The organism is Nonomuraea candida (assembly GCF_000725485.1).
Taxonomy (GTDB): domain Bacteria; phylum Actinomycetota; class Actinomycetes; order Streptosporangiales; family Streptosporangiaceae; genus Nonomuraea; species Nonomuraea candida.
On record NZ_JOAG01000008.1, the window covers coordinates 161,370 to 177,606 of the forward strand.

12 protein-coding genes are annotated in these 16,237 nt (G+C 72.1%); 4 read left to right on the forward strand and 8 right to left on the reverse strand.

The genetic code is table 11. The annotated features are described in order from the left end of the window. Positions 1-139: 139 nt before the first annotated feature. Both IO39_RS08140 and IO39_RS08145 read right to left on the reverse strand, forming a co-directional pair. The gene (locus tag IO39_RS08140; RefSeq protein WP_245641861.1) at positions 140-2,785 is read right to left on the reverse strand and encodes a putative bifunctional diguanylate cyclase/phosphodiesterase; all 2,646 of its coding nucleotides are present in this window, start codon (positions 2,783-2,785) and stop codon (positions 140-142) included. A gap of 236 nt (positions 2,786-3,021) precedes the next feature. After that, positions 3,022-3,930, reverse strand: coding sequence for a 2-hydroxyacid dehydrogenase (locus tag IO39_RS08145; RefSeq protein ID WP_043618465.1), 909 nt, complete (start codon positions 3,928-3,930; stop codon positions 3,022-3,024). Between the two features lie 38 nt (positions 3,931-3,968). Here IO39_RS08145 and IO39_RS08150 point away from each other — a divergent pair, with 38 nt between their 5' ends. Beyond that, entirely contained in the window at positions 3,969-5,018 is a 1,050-nt protein-coding gene (locus IO39_RS08150; RefSeq protein WP_084772474.1) for a PQQ-dependent sugar dehydrogenase, read from the forward strand. A 171-nt stretch (positions 5,019-5,189) separates the two neighbouring features. On the opposite strand, the gene IO39_RS08155 is transcribed toward IO39_RS08150, so the two are convergent. From IO39_RS08155 to IO39_RS08165, 3 genes are all read right to left on the reverse strand, one after another. After that, entirely contained in the window at positions 5,190-7,202 is a 2,013-nt protein-coding gene (locus IO39_RS08155) for a VanW family protein (RefSeq protein WP_043618471.1), read from the reverse strand. Between the two features lie 92 nt (positions 7,203-7,294). Continuing rightward, positions 7,295-7,963 (reverse strand): response regulator, encoded by a 669-nt coding sequence (locus IO39_RS08160; protein WP_043618474.1) that lies wholly within the window; start codon positions 7,961-7,963, stop codon positions 7,295-7,297. After that, positions 7,960-9,609 carry an ATP-binding protein gene (locus tag IO39_RS08165; RefSeq protein WP_245641862.1) on the reverse strand — a complete coding sequence of 550 codons (1,650 nt, stop codon included), beginning with the start codon at positions 9,607-9,609 and terminating at the stop codon, positions 7,960-7,962. Before IO39_RS08165 ends, IO39_RS08160 begins: the two co-directional genes overlap by 4 nt. 241 nt (positions 9,610-9,850) lie before the next feature. Between IO39_RS08165 and IO39_RS08170 the strand changes: the two genes are divergently transcribed. The 3 genes from IO39_RS08170 to IO39_RS08180 are packed head-to-tail and all read left to right on the forward strand — an operon-like array spanning position 9,851 to position 12,820. Beyond that, the gene (locus IO39_RS08170) at positions 9,851-10,816 is read left to right on the forward strand and encodes a Bug family tripartite tricarboxylate transporter substrate binding protein (protein WP_211266934.1); all 966 of its coding nucleotides are present in this window, start codon (positions 9,851-9,853) and stop codon (positions 10,814-10,816) included. Next, complete coding sequence (locus IO39_RS08175; RefSeq protein WP_043618476.1) at positions 10,816-11,304, forward strand: tripartite tricarboxylate transporter TctB family protein; 489 nt, start codon at positions 10,816-10,818, stop codon at positions 11,302-11,304. Before IO39_RS08170 ends, IO39_RS08175 begins: the two co-directional genes overlap by 1 nt. Before the next feature lies 1 nt (position 11,305). Then, positions 11,306-12,820, forward strand: coding sequence for a tripartite tricarboxylate transporter permease (locus IO39_RS08180; RefSeq protein WP_043618478.1), 1,515 nt, complete (start codon positions 11,306-11,308; stop codon positions 12,818-12,820). Between the two features lie 226 nt (positions 12,821-13,046). Here IO39_RS08180 and gatB read toward each other — a convergent pair whose 3' ends face one another. The 3 genes from gatB to IO39_RS08195 are packed head-to-tail and all read right to left on the reverse strand — an operon-like array spanning position 13,047 to position 16,230. Further along, positions 13,047-14,552, reverse strand: a complete 1,506-nt coding sequence (gatB, locus tag IO39_RS08185) for an Asp-tRNA(Asn)/Glu-tRNA(Gln) amidotransferase subunit GatB (RefSeq protein ID WP_043618481.1) — start codon at positions 14,550-14,552, stop codon at positions 13,047-13,049. A 50-nt stretch (positions 14,553-14,602) separates the two neighbouring features. Then, positions 14,603-15,178 carry a DUF4276 family protein gene (locus tag IO39_RS08190; protein WP_043618483.1) on the reverse strand — a complete coding sequence of 192 codons (576 nt, stop codon included), beginning with the start codon at positions 15,176-15,178 and terminating at the stop codon, positions 14,603-14,605. Further along, positions 15,175-16,230, reverse strand: a complete 1,056-nt coding sequence (locus IO39_RS08195) for an AAA family ATPase (RefSeq protein WP_043618486.1) — start codon at positions 16,228-16,230, stop codon at positions 15,175-15,177. The genes IO39_RS08190 and IO39_RS08195 overlap by 4 nt, the downstream gene beginning before the upstream one ends. Positions 16,231-16,237: the final 7 nt, after the last annotated feature.

Consider the following 16,237-nt stretch of genomic DNA (forward strand, 5'->3'; position numbering starts at 1 on the left):
GGTCTGGGGCGGCGCGCAGGTCGTCGTGCTTCGCTATCGGCCCGCGCGCCGGCGAAGTACTACGAGAATCTCACTGCGAAGCATGCCTTACACCATAGCCGCTCCGAACGCCCCAGTGTCAACTTGGTGGACACATGTCTCAGACAGTGAGACTCGTACGCATCAGCGAGTCGACCCCGCGCGCCGCCATCGGCCGCGCCACGAGGAAACCCTGCCCCCGCGTGCAGCCCATCTGCTTGAGCAGTTCGAGCTGCTCGGGGCGTTCGATCCCCTCGGCCACCACGATAAGCCCGAGGTCGTGCCCGAGCCGCACGATCGTGCGCGTGAGCAGGGTCAGCGTGTCGTCCATGCCGAGCCCCGACACGAAGGACGGATCTATCTTGATCATGTCGACGGGGAGCTGGCGCAGGAACGCCAGCGAGGCGTAGCCGGTGCCGAAGTCGTCGATCGCCAGCCGGACGCCCAGCGCCCGCAGCTCCGACAGCCGCTTGATCGTCTCCTCGGCGTCCTCGACGAGCATCTCCTCGATCACTTCGAGGGTCAGCGAGGAGGCGGGCAGCCCGCTCTCGGTCAGCGCCTCGGCCACGGTCTCGACGAACCTGGGCGCCATGATCTGGCGCGCCGACAGGTTGAGCGACAGCCCGATGTCCCACGACGAGGCCCGCCACGCGGCCACCTCGCGGCACGCCTCGCGCAGGATCCACTCGCTCAGCGGCACGATCAGCCCGGTGTCCTCGGCGGCGTCGAGGAACTGCTCGGGCGGCACGAACACCGACCCGCGCCACCACCGCACCAGCGCCTCCACCGCGGTCACCCGCGAGGTGGCCAGGTCGACCACCGGCTGGTACTCGATCGCGAACTGCTGCTCGATCAGCGCCCGCTGCAGGTCGGCGGCCAGCTCCAGGCGGCGCATGACGTCGGCGTGCATCTGCGCGGCGAACACCTCGACCCGCCGCCCGCCCAGCTCCTTGGAGCGCGCCATCGCCACGTCGGCGTTGCGCATGAGGTCGCCGGCGGGCAGGTCGTCCTCGGTGAAGGCCACGCCCACGCTGGCGGTCAGCGCCACGTCGCGGTCGGCCACCCGGAACGGCTCCTGCGAGACCGCGCGCACCAGCCGCTCGGCCAGGTCGACCGCGACCTGCGCCTCGCCGCCGGTCTCCACCAGCACCGCGAACTCGTCGCCGCCCCACCGGGCCAGCGTGTCGTCGGCGCGCACGGCGCCGCGCAGCCGGCGGGCCGCCTGCCCGAGCAGGTAGTCGCCGCTGGCGTGCCCGACCGAGTCGTTGACCGAGGTGAACCCGTCGAGGTCGAGGAAGATGACCGCCACGCCGCCCATCCCCGGGCCCGCGGTGCGGCCCGACAGCACCTCGCGGGTGCGCTCCTCGAAGTAGGCGCGGTTGGGCAGCCCGGTCACGCCGTCGTGGAAGGTCAGGTGGGCCACCTGGTTGCGCAGGGCCTCCTCGTCGCTGATGTCCCTGGTCGTCACGAGCATGAGGTCGGCGCCGCCGGCCCGGCGGGTGGCGACGGACTCGGTGGGGCGCCAGGTGCCGTCGGCGGCGCGTACGCGGCAGGCGATCAGGCAGGCCCCCGGCGGGTTCTCCTCCTCCTCGGGCGGCGACCCGTCCAGGGTCAGCGCGCGCATGGCGACCTGGATGCCCGGCACGTCCTCGGGGTGGATGTAGTCGAAGATCGACCCGCCGACCAGCTCGTCCTGGCGGTAGCCGTAGGTGACCTCGACCCCGGCGCCGATCTCGCGCACGACGCCCTCGTAGTCGCAGGTGAACACGACGTCGCCGGTGCTCTCGGCCAGCTCGCGCAGCTGCCGCTCGCCCAGCTTGACCAGGCCGCGCAGGCGCACGTTGGCCGCCGAGACCACGAACAGGCGCACCAGCAGGAGCAGCACCGCGGAGACGGCGACCACCACGACGCCGGTGACGGGCGCGCCGGCCCGGCCGCCCGCCTGGTGGGCGAGCAGCGTGCAGGCCGCCACGGCGACCAGCACCAGCGGCACGAGCCCGGCCGCCTGCACGACGCCCGGCCCGTGCTCCCGCCGCGCCCGCGGCCCCCAGGCGAGGGCCGCCAGCAGCAGGAAGGCGACGGGCGCGAGCATGACGGCCCACAACTGCGGCTCGACGTCGAGCAGCCGCGCCACCGCCGTCGCCACGCCCGCGACGGTCATGCCCGCCAGCACGCCCACCCCGGCCAGGGCGAACAGCCGGGAGGACGAGCCGCCGGCGAGCACCGACGGGACCACCGCGAACGTCAGCAGCAGCGCGATCATCGGCGGCAGCATGACCAGCGTGAACGCGGCCGGGTCGGCCGTGTCGGCGTAGACGTGCCGCAGCGCCACCAGCCAGCCGATCAGGAACAGGGAGGCGGTGCACAGGTAGGCGTCGGTCACATGCCGTAAGACGGCCCTGGCCGGCAGCTTGCGGTCGGCGGCGATCAGCGCGCCGCCCGCCGTGACCACGGTGCCGAGCAGCACGAACATGTCGGCGAAGCTGACCATGAAGCTCTCGGCGATCGGTCCGAGCACCACCCCCGCGGCCCAGATGACGGCGCCGCCGCCCATCCAGCGCGCACCCATCGCCATGGGGCGGTGCGCGGCGGCCTGCTTCACTGAGGCGATCAGCAAGGAGGCGGCGGCGACCAGCGCCGCGATCCCTCCGGCGATCGCGCCCGTGACCATGGCCGGGCTGCCCGCCAGGACTGCGACGGCGTACGCCACCGCCCCTGTGGCCGCCGCGGCGGCCGGCGGCACCCGTGGATCACGCCAGCGGATCACAGTCGTTGCCCATCCCGTCTCGAACTCTGCACCAGTGACCGCCGAAGTCCGGTCGATCACTTCGCCAGTGTGTGCTGTCGTGGGTGCGCGGGTGGTGACAACGCCGATGTCGTCACCGATCTGATAACCAGACAGACCAATTGCCGCCAAGAGTTCCTTGACAGTGAGTCAGGGACTCCTTGCAAACGCCACCGTACGCACCGAAGGTCACGGACCAGCCACGTTCCGGATTACTCTCAGTACGAGTCGGTGATGACGTTGTGCAACTCTTTCCCTGCGAGATAACGCTCGATCTGGGCCCGGATGAGCCGCAGCATGCGCCGCCCGGAGGCGGGGGTGCTGCCGGCGATGTGCGGGGTGATGAGCACGCCCGGCGCGCTCCACAGGGGGTGGCCCTCGGGCAGCGGCTCGGGCGCGGTCACGTCGAGCGCGGCGCGCAGCCGGCCCGTCTTCAGCTCCGCGACCAGCGCGTCGGTGTCGACGATGCCGCCCCTGGCGGCGTTGACCAGCACCGCGCCGTCCTTCATGCGCGCCAGGAAGGCGGCGTCCACCATCCCGGCGGTGTCGGCGGTGGCGGGCACGAGCAGCACGACGACGTCGGCCTCCGGCAGCAGCGCGGGCAGCTCGTCCATGGCGTGCACGCCGTCGCGGGCGCTCCTGGCCACGCGCACGACGTCCACCTCGAAGCCGTCGAGCCGCCGTTCGAGCGCGGCCCCGATCGAGCCGTACCCGACGATGAGCACGGTCGAGTCGGCCAGCACGTCGGTGTGGTGGTAGGTCCACTCGCCCCTGCGCTGCGCGTCCACGAACCCGGGGAACTCCCTGAGCACCGCGACCATGGCCCCCACCGCCCACTCGGCGGTGCCCGCGTCGTGCACGCCGCGCGCGTTGCACAGCAGCGCGCCCTCCGGCATGTGCGGCCGGTACGGGTCCACCCCGGCGGTGACCGTCTGCACCAGCCGCAACGAGCGCATCCTGGCCAGCGTCCCCGGCACGTCCGGCACGGTCACCAGCGGCGGGATCCACACCTCCACTTCCTCCACCCCGTCCGGCATCCCGCTCGTGCCGTCATAGACAGCACATTCGACGCCGGGAAGGTCGGACAGTACATCAGCCACCGCATCGGACGGAACCCAGGTCTTCATGTCGAGAACCTTACGACTCCGGGGGAAGGATGGAGCACATGAGGAAGCTCTGGGCGATCATGCTGCTGGCCGTGCTCACCGCATGTTCGGGGCGCGGCGGAGAGGTCCTTCCCACGGCGGCCGTGTCGGCCGGCGCCGCCCCCGCCGATCCCGAGGACGTGGTGACCGGGCTGTCCGTGCCGTGGGCGATCGCGTTCCTGCCCGGCGGCGACGCGCTGGTCACCGAGCGTGACACCGCCCGCCTGCTGCGGGTCAGCCCGGCCGGGCAGGTGCGGACGCTGGCCACGATCGACGAGGCGCGGCCCGACGGCGAGGGCGGCCTGCTGGGGGTCGCGGTCAAGGACGGGCAGATCTTCCTTTACTACACCGCCGAATTGGACAACCGAATCGTCCGCTACCGCCTCGCCGGGGATGCGCTGACCGATCAGCAGCTCCTCGTCCAGAGCATCCCGAAGGGCGGCATCCACAACGGCGGCCGGCTCGCCTTCGGCCCCGACGGCCACCTGTACGCCACCACCGGCGAGGCCGGCGACCCCGACCTGGCCCAGCAGCGCGACTCGCTCGCCGGCAAGATCCTGCGCATGACCGTGGACGGCGCGCCCGCGCCCGGCAACCCGTTCGGCACGCTGGTCTACAGCTACGGCCACCGCAACGTCCAGGGCCTGGCCTGGGACGGCTCGGGCCGCCTGTACGCCTCCGAGTTCGGCGCCGGCGCCTACGACGAGGTCAACCTGATCAAGGCGGGGGCCAACTACGGCTGGCCCGAGGTCGAGGGCCGCGGTGACGACCCGCGCTACGTCAACCCGATCCTCACCTGGTCCACGGCCGAGGCGTCGCCGTCGGGCATGGCGTACGCGAACGGCTCGTTGTGGGTGGCCGCGCTGCGCGGGGCGCGGCTGTGGCAGGTCCCGCTCGGCGAGGACGGCTCGGCCGGCGCGCCGGCGGCCCGCTTCACCGACCGGTACGGCCGCCTGCGCGCGGTCACCGCGGCCGAGGACGGCACGCTGTGGGTGGGCACCAGCAACAAGGACGGCCGCGGCTCCCCCAGGGAGGGCGACGACCGCATCATGGCCGTCACCCCGTCCTGACCCGCCCCGGACCTCCCGGCCCGAACCTCCCGGCCCGAACCTCCCGGCCCGAACCTCCCGGCCCGAACCTCCCGGCCCGGACCGCCCGGCGCGGGCGTGGACCCGGGCGGGGCCCGGACGATGGCCGGGCGGGAGCTCCGCGCCGGCCTCGGGCGGTGGCCCCGGCCGGGGTCAGCCGGCGGTGCAGGTGATCTGGGTCTGGGGGCGGTACTTGGTGGTCAGCTTCTTGTCCCGCTTGACCACCTTCCCGTCCTGGTGGAACACCCGGGTCACGTCGATCGTGAAGCCCTGCTCCCCCACGGTCGGCAGGCAGCCGGCCGCCGAGCTGGTCTCCCGGCGGAACGGCGTGAAGTCGCGCCGCTCCGACTCCACGGCCTCGATCCTGTCGTAGCGCTTGGTGCCCCACAGCGTGACGGTGACCGACGTCCCGGTGAAGGCCGTCTTGATCAGCACCCCGTGCTCGGAGTCGTTGCGCCACTTCAGGTCCAGGTCCGGGTAGAGCAGCGCGACGTCCAGCCCGGCGGGGTAGCGCGGCGCGTGGTAGTCCATCGGCTGGTGCTCCACGTCCTCGAACCCGCCGAAGAAGACCGCGTTGTACAGGGTGGTCGCGAACTGCGAGCCGCCGCCGCCGACGATGTTCACCATCCGGCCGCCGACGATCTCCCCCGCCTCGACGTAGCCGTCCTCGACCGTCGGCTGGCCGAGGGTCTCGTTGAGCGAGAACGTCGTGCCCGGGCGTACGACGTGGCCGTCGAGCTCCTGCGCCATGCGCTGGATGTTCTTCACCCGGTCCTGGCAGCAGTCGAAGGTCGTGGTGAACGTGCTGACGACCTCCTTGATGCCGAGCCCCTGGATCTGGGTGGTCTCCACGGCCGGCGCGACCGTGCCCAGCCGGACCTCGACCGTACGGGGGCCGCCCTCCGCGAACACCTTCTCCGCGTCCCTGGCCAGCAGCCTGTGGTTGACGCCGCGGCCGCTGCGCGCGGGCACGAGGACCGGCCGGCCGTCGACGATCTGGTAGGTGGCGTCGCGCGGCTGCTGCGCCGCGTCCACCAGGCCGCCCTCGACGGAGGCCAGCACCTTCTCGGCGTCGAACGAGGGGGCGAGGCCGCCGTCGCCGTCGGACTCGAAGGTCAGGTTCGCCGCGATCGTCGCCGGGGGCAGCGCCACCCGCTTGGCGCCGAGGGTCAGCGTCAGGGGGGCGGCGACGGCCGCCTTCGCCTTGACCAGCGCCGCCTCGACGGCCTCGGGGGTGGTGGCGGGCTTGGCGGGCCGCAGCGCGAGGACGACGTCGCCACCGCCGCTCAGGAAGGCCTGGCTGACCCTGCGCACGGCGTCGTCCCGGTCGAGCAGCACGCCGTCCCGGGGCTGGCGGGCCCTGGCCCGCAGCCCGGTGAAGAACACCCGGCCCTCCTGGGCCGGCTTGTCGACGCTCTCCGCCAGGCCCTCGACGGTCCTGGTGAGCTGGGAGGAGTCGATGGTGATCTTGGGTGGCAGCTCGGTCGTGCCGGTCAGCGCCCGCCACACCTCCTGCGGGCCGGGGAAGCCGCTGGGCGCCTGGCCGATGGTGGCGACCACGTCGAGTTCGAGGCCGGCCTCGTCGGCCTGGATGGTCTCCTTCGTGCCGCCGATGTCGGCCACGACGGGCTTGCTGAGCTTGGCGGCCAGCTCGCTGCGCAGCTTGTCGGCCGCCTGCGTCACGGTCAGGCCGCCGATGTCGACGCCGGCCACGCGCGTGCCGCGTAAGACAGAGCCGGACATGAGCACGGCCGGAACCACGTACGCCAGCGCCGCCAGCACCAGCACGAGCACGATCAGGCCGGGCAGCAGCCTGCGGCGCCGGGGCGGCTCGGGCTCGTACGGCGAGGGCCGCTCGGGCGCGGGGCCGAACACGGGCGCGGGCGAGCGCTCCTTGTCGGCCACCGGCCAGGGCTGGGCGGGCTGCGCCATCGGCGGCAGCGCGCCCCCGCCGGAGGACCCTCCGGCGGAGCCGCCCGAAGGACCGCCCGAGGCGCTCGGGCCGGGGGCCGGCCGTGCTTCCCGCCCGTCCGGCGGGCCGAAGATGTCCCGGGAGACGCCCGGGGGCAGCCCTTCGATCCGCGGCTTCTTGGAGACGGCCGACGTGGGTAGCGGCACCGAGGCGAACGGGTCGGTCGGTGATTCGATCGGTCCGGCGTTACGCACGCCTCAATCTCCTCCCGGTCCGCAGCCAAGTCTCAGGCAACAGTAAGGCACGCGGATCCGCATATGTCACGGGAAACGGCTACGGAAGTGTGTCAACCTAGCCATCGGTAACGATGTTCCGGTCGTCCGGCCGTGCCGTAACGCGGACGGAACTCGGCCTGCCCCGCCGCGCACAGGTGTTCCAGATAGCGGCGGGCGCTCACCCGCGACAGGCCCGTCAGCTCGGCGGCCTCGGCCGCCGACAGGCCGCGGCCCGCCTCCCGCAGCGTATCGGCGACCAGCGCGCACGTGGCGGGGGACAACCCTTTCGGCATGGGCCCGACGCTCTTGTGCGCGCCCTTGTAGGCGCCGAAGAGGCGGTCCACGTCGTCCTGGCGGGCCTCGGGGCCGATCGCGGTCAGGTGGTCGCGGGTGTCGGCGTACCGCTGGAGGCGCTCGGTCAGCGCGGCGGCGGTGAACGGCTTGATGAGGTAGTTGACCGCGCCGCCGCGCATGGCCTCCCTGACGGTGGGCACGTCGCGGGCGGCGCTGATGACGAGGACGTCCACGTCGCGCAGCGCCTTGAGCACCTCCAGGCCGGACATGTCGGGCAGGTAGACGTCGAGCAGCACGAGGTCGGGCCGCAGCTCGGCGGCGGCCGCGAGCGCGTCGGCGCCGTTGTGCGCGACGGAGACGACGCCGAAGCCCGGCACCCGGCTCACGTAGCCGCTGTGGATGCGGGCCACCATGAAGTCGTCATCCACGACCAGGACGCGGATCACGGTGTCCCCTTCGCCGGGAGCAGCGCGGTGAAGACCGCCCCGCCCGAAGCCACTCCACCCGAAGCCCCGCCACCCGAGGGCCCTTCGCCGGAAGCCTCACCGCCGGCCCCGCCCGCGGGCCCGCCCGCCGTCGCGCCCGCGGTGCGTACGCGGACCCAGCCGCCTCTGCGCAGGCACGCCTGCCTGGTCAGCGCCAGCCCCAGCCCGCGCGGCCCCGACTGGGCGGCCTTCGTCGTGAACCCCTCCCTGAAGACCTCCTCCACCAGGTCGGGCGCGATGCCGGGGCCGGAGTCGCCGACCCGGACGCGCAGCCCCTCGGCGTCGGCCCGCAGCGACACCTCGATCGTGCCCCGCGCGCCGTCGAGGGCGTCGATGGCGTTGGCGACCAGGTTCCCGACCACCAGGACCGCGTCACGGGGGTCGCCCAGCACGCCCTCGGGCACCGAGGAGTCCTCGGCCAGCACCAGCTCCGCCCCGCGCTCGGCCGCCTCGGCGGACTTGGCCAGCAGCAGCGCGGCGAGGGTCGGCTCCTGGACGCGCTCGCGCAGGTCGGTGGTGTTGGCGCCGTAGGTGGTGCGGGTGATGAAGCCGATGGCCGCCTCGTGCTCGCCCAGTTCGAGCAGGCCGACGACCGTGTGCATGCGGTTGGCGAACTCGTGGGCCTGGGCGCGCAGCGCCTCCGTGGCGCTGCTGGTGTCGTCGAGCTCGCGGGCCAGGCGGACCAGCTCGGTGCGGTCGCGCAGGGTGACCACCCAGCCGAGGTGGCGGCCGCGTACCGAGACGGGGGTGCGGTTGAGCACCAGCACGCGCTCGCCGTGCAGCACGATGCGGTCCTCGCCGGGGTCGGCGCCGCCGAGCACGTCGCGCATGCGCTCGGAGAGCGGGGTCCGCGTGAGGTCCTCGCCGATCTCGCCGAGCAGCTCCCGGGCGGCGTCGTTGACCAGCGTGATCCTGCCCCGCAGGTCGAGCGCGAGCACGCCCTCCTTGACGCCGTGCAGCACGCCCTCGCGCTGCTCCAGCAGCGCGGCGATCTCGCGCGGCTCCAGCCCGAACGTCTGCCTGCGCACCCGCGCGGTGATGAACGCGGCCAGCGCGAGCCCGGCCAGCAGCACGGCCCCCGCGGTCCAGACGAGCGGCGGCAGGGCGTCGAAGACCTGGCTGATGACCGTGGTCTCCAGCACGCCGACGGACACCAGGCCGATGATCTGGCCGTACTCGTCGCGGATGGGGGTCTTGCCCCTGACCGTGGTGCCGATGGTGCCGGTCTCCGTGCCGACCCAGCTCCGGCCCGTGCGCAGGACCGTGCTGCCGTCGGTGGACAGCCGCTTGCCGATCAGCGAGGCGTTGGGGTGGGCGTAGCGTTCCTGCCGGGTGTTGGCGATCACCACGTAGTCGGCGCCGGTCTCCTGCTGGACGCTCATGGCCAGCGGTTGCAGCACGCTGTCCGGGCGTTCGAGGTCGAAGGCCTCGCGGACCTGCGGCAGCGCGGCCACCGACTGGGCGATGGCCAGCGCCCGCTGCTGGTGCAGCGCGTCGAGCTGGTCGCGGGTGTGCTCGGCCCACACGCCGCCCGTGCCTCCGACGGCGAGCAGCACGATCACCATCTGGAGCACGAACAGCTGGGTCCCCAGGGAGGGTTCACGCACCCGTCTCACCCGGCCCATCGAAACAAACGGAGGTCACGTCCCGGTCGCGGCCCGTACGCCCGGCGCCCGCGGAGCGGTGCCGTCCCGGTCGCGGCCCGTGCGACCGGCGCCCGCCGCGCGGTGGTGTGCCGGTCGCGACCAATACGACCAATACGACGGCAACCGCGCAAAGACTCGACGTGCCGGGGCATGGACCTCACCATGCCAGTTCGACACACGTGAAATCCCCCCTGGAGTGATCATGCGCTTGCGCGTATTCGCCGCCCTCGCGGTACTCTCTCTCGGCACGCTGACCGGCTGCGGAGAGTCGGGCGGCACCGCGAACGCCGCCTTGCGGATCATGGCTCCGGCCGCGCCCGGAGGCGGCTGGGACCAGACCTCCCGTACGGCGGAGCAGGCGTTCAAGGCCGCCGACCCGAACCGCAAGGTCGAGGTGTTCAACGTGCCGGGCGCCGGCGGCACGATCGGCCTGGCCCAGCTCGCCGGCGAGAAGGGCAACGGCAACCTGCTGATGACCATGGGCCTGGTCATGGTGGGCGCCATCGAGCAGAACAAGTCGAAGGTCACGCTGGTCGAGACCACGCCCATCGCCAAGCTGACCGAGGAGTACGAGATCGTCGTCGTGCCGGCGGCGTCGCCGTTCAAGACGCTGGCCGACCTGGTGGCGGCCTGGAAGGCCGAGCCGGCGAAGGTCTCCATCTCGGGCGGCTCCGCGGGCGGCACCGACCACATCGTGGCCGGCCTGATGGCCAAGGCCGCGGGCGTGGACCCCAAGCAGGTCAACTACATCGCCCACTCCGGCGGCGGCGAGGCGCTGAACGAGCTGCTCGGCAACAAGGTCAGCGCGGGCATCTCCGGCGTGTCGGAGTTCGCCGAGCACGTGAAGTCGGGCAAGCTGCGCGCCCTCGGCGTCACCTCCGGCGCGCGGCTGCCCGGCCTGGACGTGCCGACCCTGAAGGAGGGCGGGCTCAACGTGGAGCTGGCCAACTGGCGCGGCTTCGTGGCCCCCGGCGGGCTCTCCGACGCCGACAAGAAGGCCCTGACCGACCTGGTCACCAAGATGCACGACTCGCAGCCGTGGAAGGACGCGGTGGCCAAGAACGGCTGGATCGACTCCTTCCAGACCGGGCAGCAGTTCGCCTACTACCTCGACGCCGAGCAGGCCCGCGTCAAGGCGATCATCGCCGAGATGGGGCTCGTCTCCTGATGATCCGCACGTGGTGGCGGCCCGAGCTCGGGCTGGCGGTCGTGGTGCTGGTGCTGGGCGTGCTCGTCGTGGTCGGCACGCTCGACGTGTCGGCGGCGGCCTCCCAGCTCGGCATCGGGCCGCGCTTCTTCCCCTCGCTGGTGGGCGGCGCCATGGTGCTCATCGGCCTGCTCTACGTGATCGACGTGCTGCGCGGCGGCCACGGCGACCCCGAGGAGAGCGAGGACGTGGACGCCGGCGCGCCCACCGACTGGCGCAGCCTCCTGCTCGTCAGCGGCATCTTCCTGGCCTTCGCGGCGCTGCTGAACGTCCTGGGCTGGGTGATCGGCTCGTCCCTGCTGTTCTTCGGCCTGTCGGTGGCGCTGGGCGCCGAGCACAAGCTGCGCGCGGCCGGGATCGCGGTGGTGCTGGGGGTGGCGACGTACCTGCTGTTCGTCGAGGGCCTCGGCGTGACGCTGCCGGCCGGGCCGCTGGGCGGGGTGGTGTGAGGTGACCTCGTTCCAGCTGCTGCTCGACGGCTTCGCCGCCGCGCTCACCCCGGTCAACCTCCTGTACGCGCTCATCGGCGTCACCCTCGGCACCCTCGTCGGCGTGCTGCCCGGCATCGGGCCCGCGATGACCGTGGCGCTGCTGCTGCCGATCACCTTCACCGTGCCGCCGGCCAGCGCGTTCATCATGTTCGCCGGCATCTACTACGGCGGCATGTACGGCGGCTCGACCACCTCCATCCTGCTCAACACGCCCGGCGAGTCGGCCTCGATGATCACGGCGCTGGAGGGCAACAAGATGGCCAGGCGGGGCCGTGCCCCCCAGGCGCTGGCCACGGCCGCGATCGGCTCGTTCGTGGCCGGGACCATCGCCACGGCGCTGCTGGTCGTGGCGGCGCCCGCGGTGGTCGCCTTCGCGATCTCGTTCGGCCCGGAGGACTACTTCGCGCTGGCGGTCCTCGCCTTCACGGCGGTCTCCTCGGTCCTGTCCCGCTCGGTCGTGCGCGGCCTGGCCTCGCTCGGCCTCGGCCTGGTGATCGGCCTGGTCGGCATCGACCAGCAGACCGGCCAGGCCCGCCTCACGCTCGGCATCCCCCAGTTGCTCGACGGCATCGACGTGGTGATCGTCGCGGTCGGCCTGTTCGCGCTCGGCGAGGCCCTCTACGTGGCCTCCCGCCTGCGCCACACGCCGCCCGAGGTGGTGCCGGTCGGCTGGACGTGGATGGGCGGCTCGGACTGGCGCCGCTCCTGGCGGCCCTGGCTGCGCGGCACCGCCCTGGGCTTCCCCTTCGGCGCGCTGCCCGGGGGCGGGGCCGAGATCCCCACGTTCCTGTCGTACGCGGCCGAGAAGCGCCTGGCGCGCGGCGTGGCCCGCGAGGAGTACGGCAAGGGCGCCATCGAGGGCGTCGCGGGCCCCGAGGCGGCCAACAACGCCTCCGCCGCCGGCACCCTGGTGCCGCTGCTGACGCTGGGCCTGCCCACCTCGGCCACGGCCGCGATCCTGCTGGCCGCCTTCCAGCAGTACGGCCTGCAGCCGGGCCCGCAGCTCTTCGACCACAACCCGGCGCTGGTGTGGGGCATGATCGCCTCGCTGTTCATCGGCAACGCGATGCTGCTGGTGCTGAACCTGCCGCTGGCCCCGGTGTGGGCGCGCGTCCTGCGCATCCCCCGCCCGTACCTCTACGCCGGGATCGTGCTCTTCGCCGCCCTCGGGGTCTACGCCGTGAACGGCACCGTGGTGGATCTGTTCATCCTGTACGTCCTCGGCCTGCTCGGCTTCGCCATGCGGCGCTTCGGCCTGCCCGTCGCGCCCGCGGTGATCGGGATGATCCTGGGCCCGATGGCGGAGATCCAGCTCAGGCGGGCGCTGGCCATCGGGGCGGGCGACGTGAGCGTGCTGGTGCGCAGCCCCGTGGCCGCCGTCCTGCTCGCCCTGGCGGCCCTGGCCCTGCTCACGCCCCTGGCCAGGAAACTGCTCGCCCGCCGCGGCCCGGCGCCTTCGCAGCGGGAGGAGTGAAGGCAGGCCCGCCGAACAGGGCCCGCCGCCTTCTCCGCCGGAGGAGTAGCGCGGGCCCCGCCGGGGAATCGATCGGTTGGTTCTTGGCGGAGCCCCGCCGATCTGTCCGGATCGGCGGGGCCACCCGAATGGCCCACCTCGCGGGCGAGCCCTGCGGAAACGCCGGGCGGGGCCTTGCCCGCCCGGTCTCCCGCTGGAAGACGCCTCCCCACTCGGAGACGTCTGCCTACTCGGAGACGCCGAGCTTCTCCAGGATGAGCTGCCGGGCGCGGGCCGCGTCGGCCTTGCCCTTGCTGGCCCGCATGACGCCGCCCACCAGCGCGCCGACCGCGGCGATCTTCCCGGAGCGTACCTTCTCGGCCGCGTCGGCGTTGTCGGCCAGCACCTGGTCGATGATCGCCGACAGCTCGCCCTCGTCGTTGACGATCTTGAGCCCGCGCCGCTCGACGACCTCGTCCGGCGTGCCCTCACCGGCCAGCACGCCTTCGAGCACCTCGCGCGCCAGCTTGTCGTTGAGCGCACCGGAGGCCACCAGCTCGGTCACCCGGGCGATCTGCGCGGGCGTGATGGGCAGGTCGGCCAGCGCCGTGCCCGTCTCGTTGGCCCGCCGCGCCAGCTCGCCCATCCACCACTTGCGCGCGTCGGCCGCCGGCGCCCCGGCCGCGACCGTCGCCTCGACCAGGTCGATCGCGTCGGCGTTGTGCATGGCCTGCATGTCGAGGTCGGACAGCCCCCACTCGGCCTGCAGCCGCTTGCGCTTGACCGACGGCAGCTCGGGCAGGGCCGCCTTCAGCTCGGCCACCCACGCGGGGTCGGGCGCGATCGGCACCAGGTCGGGCTCGGGGAAGTAGCGGTAGTCCTGCGCCTCCTCCTTGGACCGGCCCGACGTGGTGGTGCCGGTGTCCTCGTGGAAGTGCCGGGTCTCCTGCGTGATCGTGCCGCCCTCGGCGAGGATGCCCGCCTGCCGCTCGATCTCGCTCCGCACGGCCCGCTCGACGCTGCGCAGCGAGTTGACGTTCTTGGTCTCCGTACGGGTGCCCCACTCGGACGCGCCGCGCGGCATGAGCGACACGTTCACGTCACACCGCAGCGACCCCTCCTCCATGCGCACGTCGGAGACGCCGAGCGAGCGCATGATCTCGCGCAGCTCGGTGACGTAGGCCCTGGCCACCTCGGGCGCGAGCCGGTCGGTGCCCGGGATGGGCTTGGTCACGATCTCGACCAGCGGGATGCCGGCCCGGTTGTAGTCGACGATCGAGTAGTCGGCCCCGTGGATGCGCCCGGTCGCCCCGCCCACGTGGGTGGACTTGCCGGTGTCCTCCTCCAGGTGCACCCGCTCGATCTCGATCCGCACGGTCTGCCCGTCGACCTCGACGTCGATGTAGCCGTCGAAGCAGAGCGGCTCGTCGTACTGCGAGATCTGGTAGTTCTTCGGCATGTCCGGATAGAAGTAGTTCTTCCGGGCGAAGCGGCACCACTCGGCGATCGAGCAGTTCAGCGCCAGGCCGATGCGGATCGTCGACTCGATGGCCTGCGCGTTGGCCACCGGCAGCGCGCCGGGGAAGGCCAGACAGGTCGGGCAGACCTGCGTGTTGGGCGGCGCGCCGAAGGCCGTCTTGCAGCCGCAGAACATCTTCGACTTGGTGCCCAGCTCGACATGCGTCTCGAGACCGAGCACCGGCTCGAACCGCTCGAGCGCTTCGTCGTACGGCATAACTGTGCCGGCAGTCATGGTGAGGTCCTTAGTTCAGATCGTTGCGTTTCAAGCTATCGCGTCGGCATTCAGAGGAAGCCATGGCTCCCAAGCGCCTTCGAGGTCGCCTCCACCCAGGTGGCATAGGCGGGAAGCTGGGCCAGCACAGACAGGCCCACATGGTCACCGGCGAAGGCGAAGTGCTCGGAGACCTTCCGATGTGAGACACCCGCCAGCACCCTTCTCAGTACGGCTTTCGGATCGGAGATCTTCTCGACGTCCCGCGGCCTGGCCGGCAGATGACTGGTGTCGGCACCCGGCACCCGGGCCCAAACGGTGACATCGGCCAGTAACCACGCTTCCGTCTCTTTGACCGGGACCAACGGAACTATGCCGGCGGCCGAGTGCCTGATCGCCTTTTCCCGCTCGCGATGGTCACTGTGCAGAAAGATCAGGTGACAATCGCTCGCGAGGTCCTCGATCGCCTGCCGGATCCGGCTGTCGTCCTTGGTCATGCGACACGAGCCGTACTGAACGGCCTGCACGTCCACGGGACGTGGCGCGAGATCCGTCAGTGCGCGTAGCTGCCTTCCGATGACCGGCCCGAGAAAGAGCTCGTCGGTGTCACCCTCGCTGATCAGCCCTGGGACGAGCGGCCGGCTCATGGTTGTCCCACCGTGTTCAGATAGGTGCGGACCTGCCGCGGGGACACGAAGGTTCCCGGCTCCCCCTCCTGACGGACCGGCTTGGCCACGGTGACGCGGGAGCGGGGGTTTCCGCCTCCCGTCCGCCATACCGAATCGAGGAAGACCAGCGACTCCGGAGCCGTCCCGTAGAGGGCGGACACCGCGACCGGTGAGTGTGTCGTCAGGATGACCTGCCGCCACAACCGCCCGGACCTGCCCACTCGCTGCGAGATCCGGTCGAGCAGCCGGCCGAGCCTGCTGGGATGCAGGCCGTTCTCAACCTCCTCGACCATGAGCAGGCCTGCCGATGACTCGTCGTACAGCGCCGCCAGCAAGGCGAGGACGCGCAGCGTGCCGTCGGAGGCGAGCCTGGCCGGCATGGGCTCGTGATCGACGAGTATGTCGAACGACCATTCCTGCTCGCGCTCGTCCAGCACCGGACGCACACCGGTCACATCGGGCACCAGAGCGGACAGATCCACCATCAGATCGTCCAGTTCTCCCGTGTCCGCCATCCTGGCGAGCACGGCCGCCAGATTTCCGGCGTCCTCCACCAAGGGTCTCTGGTTGAAGGCCGTCACCGGTCGCCGCATGGCCTGCGGGTCCGGAACGTGGAAATGCCAGGAAGCCACTTCTTCCGGCCATACCTTCTGGCGTGACCGTTCCGGCATGACGTCGAGCGTCCAGTCCCCCGAATCCCGGCGGGCCTCCATGGCGGCGCGGACGTCCTCGCACCGGCCCTGGACGCCTGCCTCCGCCTCCACGCGAATGGAGAACCCTGAGACCGGACGATGACCCGCCGGCTGGTGAAAGAGCTCCTGAGGCTTGCCTCGCCGCGCCTCGAGCAGCGGATCCTCCCCGCTGCGCAGGTGCGGCACGCCCATCTGGATGGCCGCGCGGGCGAAGGCGAGCGCGTCGAGCAGGTTGGACTTCCCGCTCGAGTTCGGGCCGACCAGGGCGAGGAACGGCGGCACGTCGAGCCCGAAGTCCAGAAAGGACTTGAACCCGTCGATCTCGATTCGCGTGAGCACGCCGCCG